Source organism: Pandoraea sp. NPDC090278, assembly GCF_044772185.1.
In the GTDB taxonomy this organism is placed as follows: Bacteria; Pseudomonadota; Gammaproteobacteria; order Burkholderiales; family Burkholderiaceae; genus Pandoraea.
The window spans coordinates 860655-879434 of the sequence record NZ_JBIVYJ010000002.1 but is presented as its reverse complement, the minus strand read 5'-3'; the positions used below and the strand labels follow the sequence as shown (position 1 = coordinate 879434).

The window sequence follows — 18780 nt, the reverse complement described above, 5'->3', positions numbered from 1 at the left end:
TCGCCTTACTTAATGTTCAGCTTGGCTTTCGCCTTGGCGAGCAGGTCGAGCTTGACCCAGTCGTCAGCCTTCGGCACCGGATCCTGCAACTTGCCCACGCCGAACTTCTTCATGAGGTCGGTCGTGAGTTGCACGTGCGACAGCGTCAGGTCGTAGCTATACGGCGAGTTGCCGATCGCGTCCGTGAAGTCCTGTTCGGTGATCTGATTCTTGAACATGTCTTCGCGAACGAACTTCTCGGCCGCTTTCGGGTTCTTGATGAAGTAGTCGGTCGCTTCGACGAAGGCGTACATCAGACGTTGGGCCACGTCCGGCTTTTCCTTGTAGAGCTTCTCGGTGATCACGAGCGCACGCACCGGCTCGCCGATCGGCGTGTCGTACGGCTTAAGCACTTCGACACCGAAGCCCTTGTTGATGGCTTGCGAGGCTTGCGGCTCAGACTGGCACATCGCATCGATGCTACCTGCGGCGACCGCCTGATTCAGATCGGCGTAGGCCATGAAGAGGATCTGTACGTCCTTGCCCGGTTGATCCGACCACGTCAGACCGGCCTTGGCCAGTTCTGCGTACAGAATCAGTTCCTGCGCACCGCCACGGGCCACGCCCACTTTGCGGCCCTTGAGATCGGCGATCTTGGTGATCGGCAGACCCTTCTTGGCCACGATACGCACGCCGCCCTTGGCGAAACCGGCCACCGCGTAGATCGGTGCGCCCTGAGCGCGACCTGCGATAGCGGCGTCAAGCGCGCTTGCCGACACGTCGATCTGACCGGCCACGATGGCCGGCATGATGTCCACGCCCTTGGCGAACATCCGTTCCTCGATCTTCAGGCCGTACTTCGGTCCAATCACTTTCATGTACGACACGGCGCCGTAGTGGGCGAACTTCAGGTTCCCCAGACGCACCAGATCGTCGGCAAAAGCGTGTAGCGAAACTGCACACAGCGCAGCGGCGGCAAGGCATTGCTTGAACATAAGGTCTCCTCTCTTTATTAGAACGGCTTGCTCTGGGTTTCCGGATTTCCAATGGGAATTCGGAAACGGCGGCAGCACGCGCGTTAGAAAGCAATACTCATGCCAGCGTTACAAGTGTTTGATTTTATTGTGGGAAGCTGTGGAAAACCCGATGGTCGCTTATACGGAAAACCGGAAAGCAAGCACAGATTGTTTCTGGATTTCCAGAAAATCCGGTGAAATTGGGAGATTTCACGCGATGAGGGAAGATCCTGACGACGTTGGATTCGTCACAACGGACCGTTGAAACAAATAGAACCTCCCTTGAAAGCGCCTACCTGGGGTGGCAGCGCCTTCGAGGAGAGGTTTCGATACAGAGGGCGATGTCAGGCCGACAGCGCTTCCGGGACTGGCGTGTGATAACCCAGTGCGGCCGAAATCTCTGCGGCACAGGCCGACAGACGCGACGAGATATCGGGCAGCAACGCACGCGTCATCCGCGACGACGGACCCGAGGCCGACAGCGAGGCGATCACTTCGCCCGATGCATCGCGCACCGGCACCGCGACCGAGACGGCTTCCGGCGCGAGTTCGCCAAAGCTCACCGCGCAATCCTGACGACGCACGTTCAGCAGCTCGGCCGCCAGTTCGTCGCGCTCGATCAGCGTGCCCGCCGTGAAGCGCTTGCGGGGACGGCCCAGCACTTGCGCACGGACGTCGTCCGACGCGAAAGCCAACAGCACACGGCCCGACGCGCCAACGTACAACGGGCGACGATTGCCGACCACGCCATGCACGCGCAGCTCATGCGTCGATTCCACACGGGCGACGCACAGCGATTCGAGACCGTCACGCACACGCAACTGGATGTTCTCGTTGAGCGCGCGGTTAAGTGCCTGCAGGTGACGATGGGCGACCTTCACGAGGTTGACCTGTTCATGGCCCGCCACACCGAGCACCAACGCCTGCGCACCCAGCACGTAAGTCACCGGGCTGCCCTCGCGAACCACCCAGCGGTGCTGTTCGAGCGTCGCCAGCAAACGAAATGCCCGCGACTTGTTCAGGCCAGCGCGCTGCGCCAGTTCCGTCACACCCAGGCCAGGGCACTCCCCGACCAGCGACAGCAGCGAAAGCGCTGTGTCAACCGAAGCGACTGTGTAGTCCATCTCAAACTTCCTCGCTATGTTGTTCGGCATAGGCGGCAAGCGCCGCCGCAAATTGGCCAAGTTGCGATTGCAGCGTCGAAAAGCCGTCATGCTTTTCGCCGCTAGATTCATTCAGATAAAGCGCCTGATTCAGTTCGATCTGCACGCTGTGACGCCGCTCGGCGGGGCGTCCGAAATGACGCACCAGATCGCCACCGCGATACGGCGCGTTGTAGGCCGTACGAAATCCAAGACGCGTAAATTCGGCCATCACCCAGCGTGAAAACGCGGGGTCTGCGGTCGTGCCGTCACCGTCGCTCACCAGAACGTCGGGGCGCGCCATGCCAGCGTCGGGATCGAGCGCCCCGCCGAGCGAACGCATCGAATGACAGTCGAGATGCCAGACCACGCCGTGACGCTGCCACGCGGCATCGAGTGCATCGCGCAACGCGTGGCGGTACGGCAGGTAGTAATCGTGAATCCGTCGCTCGAGTTCGGCCACCGTCAGACGGCGGTCATAGAGCGGTACGTTGGGGGCAGCAAACCGGTGCAGCAGGCCGACACCACGCTCGCTGTAGTGTTGCGGACGCGCATCGTGCGGCCACAGGCTCGCCAGCAATTCGGGGTCGATGTCGTGCTCAGCACGATTCGGGTCGATATAGGCGCGCGGGAAAAGCGCGGCCACGAGCGTCGCGCCGTGATGCGTCGCGACGGACCAGAGTTCGTCGACGTAGGCATCGCCGCAAGCGAGGATCGCGGCGGTCGGGGCAATCGTGTCGAAGTCCGGCGGGAACACATGGCCGCTGTGAGGCGCGTCGATCACCAGAGGCAAGTGCCCCCCGTGGCGCATTGCGCCACCTTGCGGTGCTTCAACGAAAAATCGGCCCTCAGTGACCTGACGGGACATGCTGCCTCCTGGCGTGCATCCGGAACATCCGCTCGCCCAATAACCATGACGCGCGCAGTGTTTTGCCAAGCAAAACAAAGTTTCAATATTCTGGAACAACGCACCCAGCGCCACAAGGTGACGGTTGTTACAACATATTTCGAGGGAGATGAAGCTGGCGGATGGGGGTAACGCAAACCGTTAGGCGACGATCATCACAAATAGCGGTGCGTATCGTAGGCATTCGGACGCGTTAGTCGGCATCCGGCGATGCCTGCGGCGCGTATCGGCTATTGAACCGGGCGCGACTTGTGACGTCCCGTAATCCAGTATGGGCGTCGGGCTAACGCTTGGTGGCGGTCATTGGCGCGATCAGTGCTCGTTCAGCGCCCCAGCGCATGGAGGGTACGGACGAAAAAAAACGGACCGTCTTTCGACGATCCGCTTTCGTGACGCTTCCGTCCGGACGATTGCCGGGAGGATTTCTCGCTTAGATGGCGTCGGCCACGCCTGCTTCGTGCGCCTGCACGTCGGCGTGATAGCTCGAACGCACCATCGCGCCCACGGCCGCGTGGGTGAAGCCCATCTTGTACGCTTCTTCCTCGAACATCTTGAACGTGTCGGGCGTCACGTAACGGCGCACCGGCAGGTGGTGCTCCGACGGTTGCAGGTACTGACCGATCGTAAGCATGTCGACGTTGTGCGCGCGCATGTCGCGCATCACCTGAAGAATTTCCTCGTCCGTCTCGCCCAGACCGACCATCAGGCCCGACTTCGTCGACACGTCCGGGTGCTGCGCCTTGAACTCCTTGAGGAGCGTGAGCGAGTGCTGGTAGTCCGAGCCGGGGCGCGCTTCCTTATACAGACGCGGCACCGTTTCGAGGTTGTGGTTCATCACATCGGGCGGTGCGGCATTGAGAATGCCCAGAGCACGGTCGAGACGCGCGCGGAAGTCCGGCGTCAGGATTTCGATGCGGGTCGACGGCGACAGCTCGCGCACGTGGCGGATGCAATCGACGAAGTGCTGGGCACCGCCGTCGCGCAGGTCGTCGCGGTCCACGCTGGTGATCACGACGTACTTCAGGCGCATCGCGGCGATGGTCTTCGCGAGGTTCAGCGGCTCATCGACGTCCAGCGGATCCGGGCGGCCGTGGCCGACGTCGCAGAACGGGCAACGGCGCGTGCACTTGTCGCCCATGATCATGAACGTGGCCGTGCCCTTGCCGAAGCACTCGCCGATGTTCGGGCAGCTCGCCTCTTCACAGACCGTGTGCAGATTGTGCTCGCGCAGGATCTGCTTGATCTCGTAGAAACGGGAGGTGTGAGTGGCCGCCTTCACGCGAATCCAGTCCGGCTTCTTCAGGCGCTCGATCGGCACGATCTTGATCGGGATGCGCGCCGTCTTGGCTTGCGACTTCTGCTTCGCGGTGGCGTCGTAATCGCCGTCGATCGTGCGAACTTCTTTGTTCGTGCTGTCGTTCTGAGTCACGGTGGTCATGATGGGGGCTTTCCAGGCGTCCAATCAGGCGGCGGCGTCTGCGCTGGCGGCCGAATTCGTATCGGCCTGCGGCGCGGCAACTGTCGTCGCGGGGTGCTGTTCGAGGTGATGACCGAGTTGCTGCGCCAGTCGCGCGGCCACTTCATCCCAGCGGGGAGCCACGCCAAGCGTGGCCATGTCTACGGTTTGCAAACCGGCGTAACCGCACGGATTGATCCAGTCGAACGGGCGCAGATCCATCGCGACATTCAGCGAAACGCCGTGATAACTGCAGCCGTTGCGGATTTTCAACCCGAGCGCAGCGATCTTCGCGCCGGCATGCGCCACAGTGCCGTCGCCCGGGCTCACATAGATACCCGGCGCACCGGCATGGCGCTCAACGTCGAGATTATACGCTCCAAGGGTGTCGATCACCGCCTGCTCGATCAGCCGCACCATTTCGCGCACGCCGAGCTTGCGGCGTCGCAGGTCCACGAGCAGATAGATCACCACCTGACCGGGGCCGTGATACGTGATCTGGCCGCCACGGTCGACTTTGACAAGCGGAATACCGGTGTTGGCAACGAGCAGGTGAGCGGGATCTCCAGCGAGTCCGAGCGTGTAGACGGGCGGATGCTGGACGATCCAAAGCTGGTCGGGGCCGTCCGAGCCACGCGCATCGGTGTACGCGCGCATGGCGTCGAACGAGGTGGCGTAGTCTTCTATGCCGCGCCAGCAAACTTCGATCGGGGAGGTCATGGACGCAATTTTAGCGAAACCACGCCAATCTTGCTCGAAGCCACGACCGGCAAGACGCGGCACGAAGTGTTGCCCGGCCGCAACGATCCCCGGCGCCAGATCCGCAGGCTCAGGCTGCCTTTCGGGCGGGTGTCGCGCCCAGCCCCCGGGCATACCACCCGGCCGCGAGCAGAATCATCACGCCGCCCAACCACTGCGTCGGGTGCAGCACGATGCCGAACGCCAGAAAGTCCACCGCCACGGCCACCACGGGGTAGACGAAGCCGAACACCGCCAGACTCGACGTCGACGCCTTCTGAAACGCCCCGTAGAGCAACAAATACATGAACGTCGTATGGAATAGGCCCAGCGTGACGATGGCGCCGACCTGGCGCGGTGCCGACGGCAAGTGGTGGAAGTCCGCCATCCAGACGAAAACGACCGCGCCGATGACCATGTGCAGCGCCGCAATGATCTCGGGACGAATCGTCCCGGCCAGCTTCTTGGTGAAAAGCGTGGTCGCGGCGTAAAGCGACGCGGCAGCCAGCGCACTCGCCACGCCGATCAGATAACCCGCCCCATGCACGCCCCCCGGCTCGGCCAGAATCACCAGCCCGGCGAACGCCACGCCCAGACAGCCCAGCGTGGCCAGCGACGGTCGCTCTCGCGTAACGATCACACTGGCGAGCACCAGCAGGAACGGCTGGACGTTGTAGACGACGGTCGTAATGCCGACCGAGGTCAACCGGTAAGCCGTGAACAGGAAATACCAGTTCGAGACAAGCGTAATGGCCCCGAGCGTCACGTTCACCACTTGCCAGCGGGTCATGCGCAATCCCCGCCAGTAACCGCGAAGCGCACACCAACCGCACAGGCTGAGCGCACCGATCAGGCAACGGAAGAACACCACATTGAGCGCGGGCTGGCCCGACATCAACACGAAGTAACCGATCGTGCCGGAGATCACCATCGCCGCGATCATCAGCAAACGCCCAAGGCGTTCGTCGGCTTGCGGGTTCGGTGTGGCGGAGGATGGCATCGATGCAGGGGGCGAAGCTTGGTTCATCGGGGGACGACTTCTCTTGTTTCGACGCGTTATCGCTGTGTTTTTGATTCGATTATTGCGCGTCTTGTTGTGAATTCGAGTAACAGCACCGAGGGTCAGACTTCCACGGCCCAAACGAAACACGCGCTCGTCCGGCGACTATCGCCATTGAGCGCGTGGTGTTCACGGGCCGGAGCCCGGCATATCGATCGGATCGGTCGGATTGCCAGTGATATCAGGCAGCGCAGGTGCAGGAATTCGCTTCACGTGCCGCCCGACGGCCCGCCAGCCACTTGCGAAGCAGGCGCATCGCGGAGAAGCGCCGCGAGACTTCGCGCTCCAGTTCGGCTTCGGCCGTCTCGTCGGCAGACACCCAGTAACGGCGTCCCGGCTCGACGGCCAGACGTTGCCCCGGTGCCAGCCAGTAATCGCGCGGATCACCAGCACGCGTCACCCAGACCGACGAGCCCCGTGCGACGAGCGTATGCTCATGGTGCAGATCGAGCGTGATCATTTCGCCCGGGCGAAGACCGTAGAAGTACTGAACCTTTGTCAAATTGTTTTGCATTTTACGACCCCCACTCAGTGCGAGACAATGACTGAATCATAGGGACTGGCAGGCGCCGTACCAAACGACATATTTTCACGGCCTTGCGAATAGAGCTCACATGGACCTTCGGAGACTTCCTAACCTTAGCGCCTTGCGCGCCTTCGAGGCGGCTGCCCGCCTGGAGAGCTTTTCCCGTGCGGCGGAAGAATTGTTCGTCACGCACGGTGCGATCAGCCATCAGATTCGTGCGCTGGAGCAGGAGCTGGGTACCACGCTGTTCGCCCGCAACGGCAAGCGCATCAGCATCACACCCGCGGGGCGCCAGTATGCCGCGTCGATCCGGGCCGCCCTCACCGACATTGCGCAGGCCACGCGCAAGCTGCAAGCGGGCACGCGCAGCGAGCGGCGTCTGGTGCTCACCACCATGCCGTCGTTCGCCAGTCGCTGGCTGACGCCGCGCATCGGCCGCTTCATCGACCGGCATCCGGAACTGGAAGTGGAGTTGCGGTGCAGCGCACAGTTGACCGATTTCGAGCGCGACGACGTCGACATCGCCCTTCGCATGGGCAAGGGCAACTGGCCGGGGCTGCATATCGAGAAGGTGCTCGACGACGTCTTCTTCCCCGCGTGCAGTCCGTCCTATAACGACGGCAAGCTGCCGCAGACCGCCGACGAATTTCGCCAAAGCACGCTGCTGCGCTCGCAAGATGAGCCGTGGGCGCCGTGGTTCGCCTCCGCAGGCTTCGATATCCCCGAGCCGATGCAAGGGATGATGTACGAGGATTCCGGCATGCTTTCGCAGGCTGCCATCGTCGGTCAGGGGGTGGCGCTGGTGCGTCGGTCGCTCGCGGTCGGCGACATCATGGCGGGACGCCTCGTGCGGCTGTCCGACGTCGATACGCCTTGCGAATGGGATTACTTCTTCGTGTGTCCGCTGGCCGTGCTGGAGACGAAACGCGTGCAAGCGTTCAGAGCGTGGTTTCTGGAGGAAGTGGCAGCGTTCGAGCTGGTGAAGGACACGCGACAGCGTCCGACGAAGCCGAGCCGTGCTGCGCTGGCGGCCGGGATGGCCGCGACGGCTGGGGAGATGGCGACTGACGCGCAGTTAGGTCTCGATCCGGCGAAGCTGCCCGACGACGGGGCGCCGACGCATGCCTGACCGCGATCCGGGGATCGAAAGACGCGCGCCCGAGGCTAACTCAGGCACGCATCGATACTACGTCGCTTACAGCACCACCTTGACCATCGGATGGGACGTCAGCTTGCGGTAAATGTCGTCGAGGTGCGCCTGCGAATGCGCGCGCACCGTGACGGTCAGACCGAGATACTTGCCCGTGCTGGACGGACGCATTTCCATCGTCGCCGCGTCGAACTGCGCATCGAACTCGCGCAGCAACTCCGCGATGGCCTGCGCGAAGCCGTCCTGCGCATGCCCCATCACCTTGATGGGGAAGTCGCACGGAAACTCGATCAGGCTCTTCTTCTCTTCCGTCATAGTGCCTCCTTGGCGCGTTGATACGCCGCATAAAGCGCGCGGAAGACAGGACCCGGCTTGCCATCGCCCACGGGCTTGCCGTCGAGCGTGACGACCGCCAGCACTTCCTTCGTGGCAGACGTGATCAGCAGTTCGTCGGCGTCGCGCACTTCCGCTTCGCTCACCGCACGCTCCTCGAACGCGATACCGCATTCCTGCGCGAACGATTCGAGCGCGCCGTAGCGAATGCCTTCGAGAATTCGATTATCGCGCTGCGGCGCGGCCATTGCACCGTGCTTGATCACCCACACGTTGCTCGACGACGCTTCCGTCAGCAGCCCGTCGCGGAACTGGATCGTCTCCTGCACCTCGTGATCGGCCGCGTATTGCGCCATCAGCACGTTGCCCAGCAGCGACGTCGACTTGATGTGGCAGTTCAGCCAGCGACGGTCTTCATGCGTGACCGCGCCGACGCCCTGCTCCACCTTCTCGCGGCTCGGCAGCGTAAGTGGCGTGGCGATGCCGAACACCGTCGGCGTGATGTCCTTCGGGAACGTGTGCTGACGCGGTGCGACACCGCGCGTGACCTGCACATAGACGCTGTGCGGATCGGCCGGACACGTGGCCGACAGACGCGCGAAGAGCGCTTCCCATTCGGCACGCGTGTACGGGTTCGCGATGCGAATTTCCGCGAGACTGCGCTCAAGGCGGTCGAGATGCTGCGCAAGACGGAACGGCTTGCCGTGATAGACCGGCACGACTTCGTAGATCCCGTCCCCGAAGAGGAAACCTCGGTCGAGGACGGAAATCTTCGCGTCGGCAAGCGCAATCAGTTCGCCATTGAGCCAGACGGTGGGGTTGTTCATGATGCGAATGGCTTCCCGATTACTTCTTCACGAACATCAGACGCAGGGCGTCCCATGCACGGCCGATGAAGCTGGCCTGCGCCACGTCGGCCAGCGCCACGACCGGGAATTCGGCCAGTTGCTTGCCATCTGCCATGACCTTGACGGTGCCGACCTGCGCGCCGTTGGCGATCGGTGCAATCAGCGGCTCACGCAGTTCGAGCTGCGGCTTGATCTTGTCGGCCATGCCCTTCGGCACGGTGATGAAGGTGTCCTTCTTCACGCCGATCTTCAGCTCGCTGTCCTTGCCCTTCCAGACCTTGGGCGTCGCCACGACCTGATTCGCGCCGTACACGCGCAGCGTGTCGAAGTTCTGATAGCCGTAGTTCAGCGCGGAGAGGCTGTCCTGCACGCGTGCGCGCTCGGTCGGCTCACCCACGACCACCGACAGCACGCGGCGGTTCACGCCAGCGGCACCCGGCAGCGGACGCGATGCCGTCGACACGAGGCAGTAGCCCGCTTCCTTGGTGTGGCCGGTCTTCAGGCCATCGACCGTCGGGTCGAGCGACAGCAGACGGTTACGGTTCGGCTGACGGATGTTGTTGTACGTGAAGCTCTTCTCCGAGTAAATCTTGTAGTACTCGGGGAAGTCTTGAATCATGTGCGTCGACAGCGTGGCGATGTCGGCCACCGTGGTGTAGTGCTGCGGGTCGGTCAGACCGTCGACGTTCGTGTAGTGGGTGTTCTTCAGACCCATGCGCTGCGCGGCGCGATTCATCAGTTCGACGAAGCCCGGCTGCGAGCCGCCGACGAGTTCGGCCAGCGCGATGGAGGCGTCGTTACCCGACTGAATGATCATGCCCGAGACCAGATCGCGCACCGAGACCGGCTTACCGGCTTCGATGAACATGCGCGATTCGTCACGACCCACCTTGCGGACCGACTCGCCCGGAATGACGGTCTGATCCATCGAGATGCGCTTGTCGCGAAGGGCTTCGAAGACCAGATACGTCGTCATGATCTTCGTGAGCGAAGCGGGCTCCACGCGGGCATCCGGGTCACCGGCGGCGAGCACCTGACCGCTGGTCACGTCGACAATCGTCCATGCCTTGGCCGACATCGGCGGCGGCGGAATCTGTTGAGCACGGGCGGGAAGCGTAGCAAGCGAGCCACAAGCGACAATCGCCGCGGCGGCGGCGGCACGGGACAGCGAAGCGTTGAATTTCATTGGCGATGAGAAAAACGAAGTGAGCGAAGCAAAACTCAGAGGCATCTGCGCTTGAAGGCACCGTGCAACCCACGCTTTGGCGAGCGCGGCACGGCGAAGAAGACGGCGGCACCGGAGCGCCGGAGCCATGCCGTCCGGGGAAGTAGACCCGACACGGCATGACAAGGTTCAGAGGCGAATTATACCCGTCGCCATCCGACGTCCCCAGCGAAGCAGGTCGCTGTCAGACGAAACAGCCCGAAATTCGGGCCAGATGTATCAATGACGCCACGCATCGACCACGATCTGTTTCAGCAGCGGTAACAGGCCGTGGAAAAAGTGTTCGCCGCCGGGGATTACCACGACGGGCAAGGTTTGCGGACGCGCCCAGTCCAGCACCGATTGCAGCGGCACCGTGTCGTCCTTCTCGCCGTGGATGACGAGCGTATCGGCCGGTACGGTCGCCACGTCCCAGTTGCTCGCGGCCGTGCCAACGAACACCAGACGTTGGGGAGGCGTACCTGCGGCTTCGAGCGCCTTGGCCACGTGCGAGAGCACGAACGTGCCGAACGAGAAGCCAGCGAGTGCGAGCGGTTGTGTTTCCCACCCCGGTTGCTGACGCATCCAGGCGATGACGGCCATCAGGTCGTCGCGCTCGCCGATGCCTTTGTCGTGCTCGCCTTCGCTCTTGCCCACGCCACGGAAGTTCGGACGCACCACTGCGTAACCGAGCTGGACGAAGGCACGCGCGAGCGTCTGGGCCACCTTGTTGTCGAGCGAGCCGCCGAACAGCGGATGCGGATGCGCGACGAGGGTGATGCCGCGCAGATTTTCCGGCACACCGGCCGGGCGGTCGATAGCGATTTCGATGGCGCCGACCGGGCCGTCGATGGTGAAGCGTTCAGTCTGAGCGTTCATGAGCGAAGTAGGTCTGGAGTGCGAAGCCGACGCTGGCGTCGACAGGGTGTGTCGACATCGCGGCAGGCCAGTCGATGAGTCGATCAGTCGATCAACAGGCGCTCGACGATCTCGCCTTGCGCCAGATGCTTCTCGACGATCTCGTCGATATCGGTCTCGTCGATGTACGTGTACCAGGTCCCTTCGGGATAGATCACGACGACCGGCCCCAGCTCGCAGCGGTCCAGGCATCCGGCCTTGTTCACACGCACCTGACCGGGACCGGCCAGACCGAGCTGCTTGACCTTCTTCTTGGCGTATTCCTGCATCGACTGCGCATTGCAATTTGCGCACGACGGACGGTCGGCGCCTGCTTCGCGCTGGTTGAGACAGAAGAACACGTGATGCTTGTAGTACTGCGACTCGGTGGTGGACATGTCGGTGCTTTTATGTGGGGGAATTGGCAACGTAACGACGTGTTGCGGGCATTCTAACCGACCTGCTTAAGGCTTGCGGACGGCCCCGGCGGGCGCATTCAGCGCCCGGCACCGAAGAGATGAGGAAATGCAGATTCCGGGACACCCGAACATCGATCAGCGAAGACGCCGTTGCACCGCCATGAACAAGGCGCAGAAGGCTGCCAGACACGCGAAGCCGAAGAACACATTCACACACGAGAGCACCAGCGCCTGTTGCGACGCGAGATTGCCCACCCATGCCGATGCCATGTGCGCCGCCGTCGTCGCATCGACACTCGCACCGAACGTCTGCTGCGCCTGCGAGACGGCTGCGTTGTAGGCGGGGTTCAGCGGCGTCATCGCGGGCGTCAGTTGATGCATGAAGACGGCCTGACGGTCCTGCATCAGCACGGCCATGACGGACACCGACATCGAACTCACCAACTGACGCACGATGTTCTTCGTCTGATAGCCATGCTGGAAGACATACTCGTCCATGCCGCGAAACGTCAGCTCGGCAATCGGAATCATCGCGAACACACCACCCAGACCGCTCAGCACCATCGGCAGAATCAGCCACTGACTCGACACGCCCTGATAGCTCTGCGACAGCAAGAACGCGTAGCCGAGCAGGCACAGATAGCCGAGCAGCACGAACGGCTTGAGCTTCACGAACTTCGGGCGCGCCATTGTGTAGATCACGGCCACGACGAGACTCGTCACCGACGCCACCGCTTGCAGATACCCCGTGTGCTCGACGCTCCAGTTCAGCCCCTGCTGCATGTAGATCGGGAACAGGTAAGACGTCGAATACGAGAAGAAGTAGTACACCGCGTACCCGCCCAGTCCGAGCACATACACAGGATTGCGCACGAGCACGCGAAAGTCGATCAGCGGCTTGTGATGCGAATATTGATGCCACATGTAGCCGATGGCGCAGATTGCCCCGACCAGACAAAGTTCTAGCAGATGCAGCGGGCTGGAGAAGAAGTCGAAGCGCGAGCGCTGCATCATGACTTCGACGAACAGCACGCCCGCCGCGAAGAACACGATGCCGCGCATTTCGAATTCGCCTTCGTCGCGCAGACGTTCGCGAAAATCCGGAATGACGAGCCACGACGCCAGTGCCCCGGCAACCGCAATCGGCACCATGACAAGAAATACCGACGACCACATGAAATGATCGACGAGATAGCTCGCAAGTAACGGCGCGGAGATCTGCGCGCCGAAGAAGCCATAGGTGAAGAACAGCAGCGCACGCAGCCGCAGTTCGGGCGCGAAACACAGGTTGATCAGAATACGGCTCGCGGTGAAAAGCGACCCCGCCCCCAGTCCGAGCACGAAGCGCGCCACGGCAAGTTCCACCGGGTTGTGCGCCATGCTGCACAACCATGCACCGAACGCCATGAGCGTGAGCGCACCGGTCAGGAAACCACGATAACCCAGACGCGAGGCGAGCCAGCGTTGCTTGAGAATGACGAGAATGCCAGCGACGGCGTAAAGCGTAGAGACGAAGGCGTACTCTTCCGGGGCTGCGCCGACGCCGCCCGCGATGTGCGACGACGCGAACACGAACATGCCGTTCTCCAGCATCTCGATGCCGGTGGCCGCCGCGATCACAGCCATCAGCACGCGCTGCCGTGTCTTGTGCGCAAACACCAATCCCCAGGTACTCATCTTCGCTCCCCAATGAAAACCGCCCGGGATCTGCCTGTAGATGCCGGGCGGTCGTGACGCACCGAGTGTCAGTACGCCTTACATGAGAGTTTAGGAGTCGAGGGCGGCCTCACCAATGGGCAGACGGCCAATACGCTATTTCCAATTTGGAAACAATGGCGCGGGATAATCGACTGGAAACGCTTGCCGGACGGGCCTTGACGGACATTTCGCCGCTCCGGCGACCGCATCGACGCGCCCGTAGAAAATGCCGTACTTCCTGGCGCGCGTTGACGTCAGTCCGGCTTACCGCCGCGACGCGCCGGACCGCGATGGCTCGGGTCGAACATCGCCAACAGGTAGATCAGCACGAGATACGGCCATGTCCACGCGAGCCAGCGCGCCAGTACGTTGAAGTGCACGTACTGTCCCTGACGCCACGACTGAAGCGCCGCCTCGTAATAGGGATTCGCAGGCAAAAGATTGACGAAGACGAGCAGGACGACCAGCGCCGCCAGTGCAACGGCGCCCCGCAGAAAACGCGGCCCGCGTCCGGCAATGATTAGCACAAGCGAGCCGATGACCAATCCGTAGATCGCGCCTGCCGTCACCCAGTCGAACGCCTGCGCGGGTGAGAACTGCCATGCGGCCGCAACCGCCTTGATCGCGAAGGCGCTGATGAACATCGCGCACAGCAGCGGCACACGCGGTGCCGTGCGACGCATGGCCAGCGTCGCGAGCAACCCTGCGAGAATCGTGCCGCTCGCGGTCACAACCGTCTCCCACAGGGCGTGGCTCGCGACGGCATCCAGCGCCGACAGATAGTCCTGCAATTCCCCCAGCTTCGGCACCCAGTCGAGGACTAGATCGGTGATATCCGGGTCCTGCCAGAGCCAGATTTGCCGGACGAGGTCGCCGTCGCCAAAGAGAAACTGCTGCGGATACGCCTGCGCCCACGGCCACAACGCCAGCAACACGAGCAGCAGGCTCGCATGACGCTCGAACCACGCAAAGCGCAAATGGCGAAGCCATCCGCGATCGAGCAACGGGCTGGTGAGCGGTACGGCCATCGCACCGCCAATGAGCGCACCCAGTGCATTCGTCGCAAGATCGACATTCGACGCCACGCGCGTCGGCAGATACGTCTGTAACGCCTCCATGCCGCACGAGAGCAGCGTGCCCAGCACAAGCGCCGCAAGCACCGCGCGCGTGCCGCGCCATGCCGGATGCAACGCCCACACGGTCAGCACACCCAGTGGGATGTAGCCCAGCACGTTGGTGACGACATCGAACATCGTCATCCAGCGGGGCAGCGGTGCGAACAGGTAGTCGAACGGCCCGACCGCCGCCCGCTGAAACTCAAACGGATACAGGCTGGCGTAGGCCATCAGGAGAATCAGGCACAGCAGTGCCTGACGCGTAAGCGGAGAAGCGCGTCGTTGCCAGGGTTTGACTTCGTGCTCGGGCATCGGCGAGACGACCCGCTATCGCGACGGCGCCGAAGCGCTCACCGACGACGAACCTACGGAAGAAGCGGCAGGCAGCGCACGCGACTGCGCAGGCGCACGCGTTGTTGCCGAAGGTGCCGGTACACGTCCGGCGAGCCACTGGATCAACTGCTTCTGCACCGCATCGCTCGCGGTGGCCAGCGCCCGCGCGCCACCGGCGGCATCCGCCGTGGCGGCGGGGGCCTGAGCGCGCAACGTCGTCTGCGCGAGCAGCTTCGGCCCGTCGAACAACGTCGCGCGGACCTGCACCACGCCATGACTGGCCGACGTGCTGTCGAAGTACTGCGCGAACTCTTCAAGCTCGACACGCAGCGCGGGGGCAGCCGCCGGATCGCCTGCGGCGAGCACCACACGGTCGACGGACAGCGCCGCACGCAGACGATCGCCAAAGAGCCGTGCGGGCGACGCAAGCCAGCGGCTGTTCGCATACACGCGCGCCTGATCGCCTTCGCTGGCAGGCAAACGGTAATAGATCATGTCCGAGTCGAGCCAGCTCGGCGCGTTGACCACGACCTTGAGCGGCGACAGTTGCTGCGCACCGGCGGCCGCGACGTCTGAGGCAGGGGCGTTGGCACCGGCTGCACCATTCGCACCGGCTACGGCCGACGCAGGAATCGTCGGCGGCCCCAGATCGAAGCGCGCGAGTGCACCCGACGGCGCCGGTGCAGCGCATCCGGCGACCAGCACCGCAGACCCCAGCACGGCCCCAAGACTGAACAGCCACGTGACGAGGCGACCCTTACTGTTATTCATCTCGATATCCCCTTGCGTGACGGTGTCGCGCATCATTGACCTGCCCCTGCCCCATTCGGCCACGCGAAACCGGTTTCACCCGGTCCCGGCGGCGGCGGCGACGTGCCGAAGAGCAATGCGCGCGGATTGCGGTTGATCGTCTCTGCGGCTTGCCCCACCGCCTGCGACGTGAAACGCAGATCGTCCGACAGACGATTCAGACGCGGCAGCGCCTCCTGTTGCAGCGAACCTTCGAACGTCTGCATCGTCCCCTGGAACGCCGCGAGGCTCGACGCGGCCTGATCCGCCGCCCGCCCCACGCTATCCAGATTTCGCACCAGCGGTCCCTGCGGATCCGTCAGTTGGTTCGTCAGACGATGCGCACCGGCGAGCGTTCCGTTCAATTCGCGCACGGTTTCCGGCAGTTGCTTGGTGACCGGTTCGAGTTGCGTCGCCACACGGTTCACGCTCTGGGCGGCGGTCTTCACGCTATTGATCGAGTCGACGATCGCCTGCCGATTCTCGGGATCGAGCAACTTGTTGACCGACGACGTCGCTTCTTCAAGCTGGTGCACGAGGTTGTTGCCACGCCGCTGAAGCTCGTCGACGAAGCTCGGACGCAAACGCAATTGCGCGACCTGCGTCTCGGACGACGACAGCAGTGTACGGTCGTGTCCGTCGTCATCGAGTTGCACGAAGGCCAGTCCCGTCACGCCCTGATAACTCAGCGTGGCGAACGTCGACTTGGTCATCGGCGTACCTTCGTTCACGAGAATACGAATCAGGATCTGACCCGGCGTACGGGGATCGAACTTGATCGACTCGACTTTGCCGACGCCCAGACCGCGATAACGCACGGCCGACTCCGGATTGAGACCCGTCACGTTGGTGCGCGAGACCAGGTCGTAGGGCACTCGGACGCGGTTGTCGCGATTGAACCAGTACACCGAAGCGGCGACCGTGGCGAGCAATACCAGTGTGAAGAGGCCCGCCATGAAAGCGTGCGATTTATTTTCCATCGTCGAGTAACTCCGAAATCTTGGCGCGCCGTGCCGCAGGCAAAGCCAGCAACGCGCGTCTACCGCGCTCACCGAGGAAGAAGCTGTGAATGAACGGGTGATCCACACGCACCACGTCTTCGACCGGCGCGTTCACGAGTACCTTGCGGTCCGCCAGCACGGCCACACGGGTCGCCAGCATCATGACCGTATCGAGATCGTGGGTGACCATCACGACAGTCAGGCCCAGCGAGCGATGCAGGCCACGCACCATGTCCACGAACTCGTCCGACGCCTGCGGGTCGAGCCCGGCCGTCGGTTCGTCGAGGAACAGCAGTTCCGGCTCCAGCGCGATGGCGCGCGCAATGCCGACGCGCTTGATCATGCCGCCCGACAACTCCGACGGCATGCGATTGGCCATGCGCCCCGACAACCCGACCATCTCCAGCTTGTACATCACCACATCGCGAATCAGATCTTCCGAGAGCGTATGCAACTCGCGCAGCGGTTGCGCGATGTTGTCGAACACCGTCATCGCGGAGAACAGCGCGCCACGCTGAAACAACATACCCGAGCGACGGCGCAGCAGATGCGCCGTGCGCCGGTCGATCATCGTGATGTCGTGCCCGAAGATACTGATATGGCCGCTGGTCGGCCCTTCCAGACCGATGATCTGCCGTATCAGGGTGGTCTTGCCCGACCCCGATCCGCCCACCAGCGCAATGATCTCGCTTTGACGCACGGTCAGATCCAGATGTTCGTGAATCGTGTGCGTGCCGTAGCGCTTCGTGAGATCGCGAACTTCGATGACCGGCTCGGCTTCGCCCGGCAACGTTGACGACACCGGCGGGCAACTGGCGGACGCACCGAACAGCACATCGCTCTGGGATGGCGGCGACGAGACCGCAGCGGGGTTGGCAGGATCGCGCACGATAGGTTCGCTCATCAGCCAATCCCCACATTGCGGAAGAGGATGGCGAAGACGGCATCCGCCAGAATCACCACGGTGATCGACGTAACGACCGATTGTGTCGTGCCCTCGCCAAGGCTCTGTGTGTTGGGTTTGACGCGCATGCCGAAGTGACATGCCACCAGCGCAATCAGCATGCCGAAGACAACGCCCTTACCCAGACCGATCCACAAGTTCGCGATACGAACGGCGTTGGGCAGCGTCGTGAAGAAATAGTGCAGCCCGATACCGAGCTCGTACTTCGCTGCGATGGCGCCGCCGAGCAGCGCGACGATGTTCGTCCACATCACGAGCAACGGCATGGCGATGGCCAGCGCAATGACCTTCGGTAGCACGAGTCGTAAACCATGCGGGATGTCCATTACACGCATGGCATCGAGTTCTTCGGTCACGCGCATCACACCCAGCTGCGCTGTGATCGCCGATCCTGAGCGCCCCGCGACGAGAATCGCGGAAAGCACCGGCCCCAACTCCCGGATCACCGACAGGCCGAGGATGTTCACGATAAACGTACTTGCCCCATACAACTTCAGTTGCTGGGCAGACAGATAGGACAGAACGATGCCAATCAGGAACGCGACCATCGCCGTAATGCCGAGCGCCTTCGCTCCGGCACTGTAGATGTTCGCGGACATCTCCAGCCATGGTGCGCGCGACGGATGGCGAACGACACGGCCGAGGTCGATCACGAATCGGCCGAACATCGAGATGCCGTCGCGCAGATGCTCGCCCAGCGTGAACAGCGAATAGCCCAGTTGGCTAACGGGATCGACGCGGCGCTTGGGCACCGGACTCTGACGCGTGCGGTCGAATTCGGCGAGGTGATCGAACAGCGCGCGCTGCGTGGCAGTCAGCGCGATACGCTGAGGGTACTTGCGTTGCCAGTAGCGCCACAGCGCCTGCGCCCCCACGTGATCGAGGCGCTCCACACACGTGAGGTCCCACGCCAGCTCGCCGTGCGGCAACGCACGCACCAGCCCGATGAGCGTCTTCTTGCGCTGAGAAAGCGCCAACGCCGTCCACAGACCGCGCAGCATGACCACCGGGCCTTGTGCCGAGGGGGTCAGCTCGAGAGTGGGTACGGCATCGAGGTTCAAAACGGGGGATCTCCTGACAACAAACTCGCCGGAATCCAGCGTGGATCCGGCATGGATCCGGCAAAATGCGCGGCAAAACGCGGTCATTGTACGGTACAGGCGCGGCCATATGATGGCAACCCGGTGGCGGCTGAAAACCTGCCG

19 protein-coding genes are annotated in these 18780 nt (G+C 62.8%); 1 reads left to right on the top strand and 18 read right to left on the bottom strand.

All coding sequences use genetic code 11. From position 1 onward, the window contains the following. Positions 1–5: 5 nt before the first annotated feature. The 7 genes from ACIQWO_RS12340 to ACIQWO_RS12310 all read right to left on the bottom strand — a co-directional run bounded on the left by ACIQWO_RS12340 (position 6) and on the right by ACIQWO_RS12310 (position 6812). Positions 6–974 (bottom strand): ABC transporter substrate-binding protein, encoded by a 969-nt coding sequence (locus ACIQWO_RS12340; protein ID WP_402823824.1) that lies wholly within the window; start codon positions 972–974, stop codon positions 6–8. 365 nt (positions 975–1339) lie between these two features. Then, a complete protein-coding gene (locus ACIQWO_RS12335) occupies positions 1340–2119 on the bottom strand; it encodes an IclR family transcriptional regulator (protein WP_046290609.1) in 780 nt (259 codons plus the stop codon). Position 2120: 1 nt separating this feature from the next. After that, positions 2121–3005, bottom strand: coding sequence for an N-formylglutamate amidohydrolase (locus ACIQWO_RS12330; RefSeq protein WP_402823821.1), 885 nt, complete (start codon positions 3003–3005; stop codon positions 2121–2123). A 469-nt stretch (positions 3006–3474) separates the two neighbouring features. Beyond that, positions 3475–4482 carry a lipoyl synthase gene (gene lipA / locus ACIQWO_RS12325; protein ID WP_039402093.1) on the bottom strand — a complete coding sequence of 336 codons (1008 nt, stop codon included), beginning with the start codon at positions 4480–4482 and terminating at the stop codon, positions 3475–3477. 24 nt (positions 4483–4506) lie between these two features. Continuing rightward, positions 4507–5220: a lipoyl(octanoyl) transferase LipB gene (gene lipB, locus ACIQWO_RS12320; RefSeq protein ID WP_402823817.1), complete on the bottom strand. Its 714-nt coding sequence runs from the start codon at positions 5218–5220 to the stop codon at positions 4507–4509. Positions 5221–5329: 109 nt separating this feature from the next. Then, positions 5330–6265 (bottom strand): DMT family transporter, encoded by a 936-nt coding sequence (locus ACIQWO_RS12315; RefSeq protein WP_402823814.1) that lies wholly within the window; start codon positions 6263–6265, stop codon positions 5330–5332. 214 nt (positions 6266–6479) lie between these two features. After that, positions 6480–6812, bottom strand: a complete 333-nt coding sequence (locus tag ACIQWO_RS12310; RefSeq protein WP_402823811.1) for a DUF2917 domain-containing protein — start codon at positions 6810–6812, stop codon at positions 6480–6482. Between the two features lie 100 nt (positions 6813–6912). Between ACIQWO_RS12310 and ACIQWO_RS12305 the strand changes: the two genes are divergently transcribed. Continuing rightward, positions 6913–7953, top strand: coding sequence for a transcriptional regulator GcvA (locus tag ACIQWO_RS12305; RefSeq protein WP_402823808.1), 1041 nt, complete (start codon positions 6913–6915; stop codon positions 7951–7953). A 66-nt stretch (positions 7954–8019) separates the two neighbouring features. Here the strand turns inward: ACIQWO_RS12305 and ACIQWO_RS12300 are convergent, their stop codons facing one another. The 11 genes from ACIQWO_RS12300 to ACIQWO_RS12250 form a co-directional block, all read right to left on the bottom strand. Next, positions 8020–8289 carry a YbeD family protein gene (locus tag ACIQWO_RS12300; RefSeq protein ID WP_150575326.1) on the bottom strand — a complete coding sequence of 90 codons (270 nt, stop codon included), beginning with the start codon at positions 8287–8289 and terminating at the stop codon, positions 8020–8022. Then, positions 8286–9134, bottom strand: a complete 849-nt coding sequence (locus ACIQWO_RS12295) for a D-amino acid aminotransferase (protein ID WP_402823805.1) — start codon at positions 9132–9134, stop codon at positions 8286–8288. Before ACIQWO_RS12295 ends, ACIQWO_RS12300 begins: the two co-directional genes overlap by 4 nt. Before the next feature lie 19 nt (positions 9135–9153). Next, positions 9154–10470 (bottom strand): D-alanyl-D-alanine carboxypeptidase family protein, encoded by a 1317-nt coding sequence (locus tag ACIQWO_RS12290; RefSeq protein WP_402823802.1) that lies wholly within the window; start codon positions 10468–10470, stop codon positions 9154–9156. Positions 10471–10599: 129 nt separating this feature from the next. Continuing rightward, positions 10600–11238, bottom strand: coding sequence for an alpha/beta hydrolase (locus ACIQWO_RS12285; RefSeq protein ID WP_402823799.1), 639 nt, complete (start codon positions 11236–11238; stop codon positions 10600–10602). 83 nt (positions 11239–11321) lie between these two features. Further along, a complete protein-coding gene (locus ACIQWO_RS12280) occupies positions 11322–11654 on the bottom strand; it encodes a (2Fe-2S) ferredoxin domain-containing protein (protein WP_402823796.1) in 333 nt (110 codons plus the stop codon). 156 nt (positions 11655–11810) lie between these two features. Continuing rightward, positions 11811–13352: an MFS transporter gene (locus ACIQWO_RS12275; protein WP_402823793.1), complete on the bottom strand. Its 1542-nt coding sequence runs from the start codon at positions 13350–13352 to the stop codon at positions 11811–11813. 275 nt (positions 13353–13627) lie between these two features. Continuing rightward, positions 13628–14800: a VanZ family protein gene (locus ACIQWO_RS12270; RefSeq protein ID WP_402823790.1), complete on the bottom strand. Its 1173-nt coding sequence runs from the start codon at positions 14798–14800 to the stop codon at positions 13628–13630. Positions 14801–14815: 15 nt separating this feature from the next. Then, the gene (locus ACIQWO_RS12265; RefSeq protein WP_402823787.1) at positions 14816–15592 is read right to left on the bottom strand and encodes an ABC-type transport auxiliary lipoprotein family protein; all 777 of its coding nucleotides are present in this window, start codon (positions 15590–15592) and stop codon (positions 14816–14818) included. Between the two features lie 32 nt (positions 15593–15624). Then, entirely contained in the window at positions 15625–16590 is a 966-nt protein-coding gene (locus ACIQWO_RS12260; RefSeq protein ID WP_402823784.1) for an MlaD family protein, read from the bottom strand. Then, complete coding sequence (locus ACIQWO_RS12255) at positions 16580–17515, bottom strand: ABC transporter ATP-binding protein (RefSeq protein WP_402823781.1); 936 nt, start codon at positions 17513–17515, stop codon at positions 16580–16582. The genes ACIQWO_RS12260 and ACIQWO_RS12255 overlap by 11 nt, the downstream gene beginning before the upstream one ends. Then, a complete protein-coding gene (locus ACIQWO_RS12250) occupies positions 17515–18636 on the bottom strand; it encodes an MlaE family ABC transporter permease (RefSeq protein ID WP_402823778.1) in 1122 nt (373 codons plus the stop codon). Before ACIQWO_RS12250 ends, ACIQWO_RS12255 begins: the two co-directional genes overlap by 1 nt. Positions 18637–18780 lie beyond the last annotated feature (144 nt).

Coding starts and splice junctions, on each gene's coding strand:
- ACIQWO_RS12340 (WP_402823824.1), bottom strand. CDS start 974: ATGTTCAAGCAATGCCTTGCCGCCGCTGCGCTGTGTGCAGTTTCGCTA.
- ACIQWO_RS12335 (WP_046290609.1), bottom strand. CDS start 2,119: ATGGACTACACAGTCGCTTCGGTTGACACAGCGCTTTCGCTGCTGTCG.
- ACIQWO_RS12330 (WP_402823821.1), bottom strand. CDS start 3,005: ATGTCCCGTCAGGTCACTGAGGGCCGATTTTTCGTTGAAGCACCGCAA.
- lipA (WP_039402093.1), bottom strand. CDS start 4,482: ATGACCACCGTGACTCAGAACGACAGCACGAACAAAGAAGTTCGCACG.
- lipB (WP_402823817.1), bottom strand. CDS start 5,220: ATGACCTCCCCGATCGAAGTTTGCTGGCGCGGCATAGAAGACTACGCC.
- ACIQWO_RS12315 (WP_402823814.1), bottom strand. CDS start 6,265: ATGAACCAAGCTTCGCCCCCTGCATCGATGCCATCCTCCGCCACACCG.
- ACIQWO_RS12310 (WP_402823811.1), bottom strand. CDS start 6,812: ATGCAAAACAATTTGACAAAGGTTCAGTACTTCTACGGTCTTCGCCCG.
- ACIQWO_RS12305 (WP_402823808.1), top strand. CDS start 6,913: ATGGACCTTCGGAGACTTCCTAACCTTAGCGCCTTGCGCGCCTTCGAG.
- ACIQWO_RS12300 (WP_150575326.1), bottom strand. CDS start 8,289: ATGACGGAAGAGAAGAAGAGCCTGATCGAGTTTCCGTGCGACTTCCCC.
- ACIQWO_RS12295 (WP_402823805.1), bottom strand. CDS start 9,134: ATGAACAACCCCACCGTCTGGCTCAATGGCGAACTGATTGCGCTTGCC.
- ACIQWO_RS12290 (WP_402823802.1), bottom strand. CDS start 10,470: ATGGCTCCGGCGCTCCGGTGCCGCCGTCTTCTTCGCCGTGCCGCGCTC.
- ACIQWO_RS12285 (WP_402823799.1), bottom strand. CDS start 11,238: ATGAACGCTCAGACTGAACGCTTCACCATCGACGGCCCGGTCGGCGCC.
- ACIQWO_RS12280 (WP_402823796.1), bottom strand. CDS start 11,654: ATGTCCACCACCGAGTCGCAGTACTACAAGCATCACGTGTTCTTCTGT.
- ACIQWO_RS12275 (WP_402823793.1), bottom strand. CDS start 13,352: ATGAGTACCTGGGGATTGGTGTTTGCGCACAAGACACGGCAGCGCGTG.
- ACIQWO_RS12270 (WP_402823790.1), bottom strand. CDS start 14,800: ATGCCCGAGCACGAAGTCAAACCCTGGCAACGACGCGCTTCTCCGCTT.
- ACIQWO_RS12265 (WP_402823787.1), bottom strand. CDS start 15,592: ATGAATAACAGTAAGGGTCGCCTCGTCACGTGGCTGTTCAGTCTTGGG.
- ACIQWO_RS12260 (WP_402823784.1), bottom strand. CDS start 16,590: ATGGAAAATAAATCGCACGCTTTCATGGCGGGCCTCTTCACACTGGTA.
- ACIQWO_RS12255 (WP_402823781.1), bottom strand. CDS start 17,515: ATGAGCGAACCTATCGTGCGCGATCCTGCCAACCCCGCTGCGGTCTCG.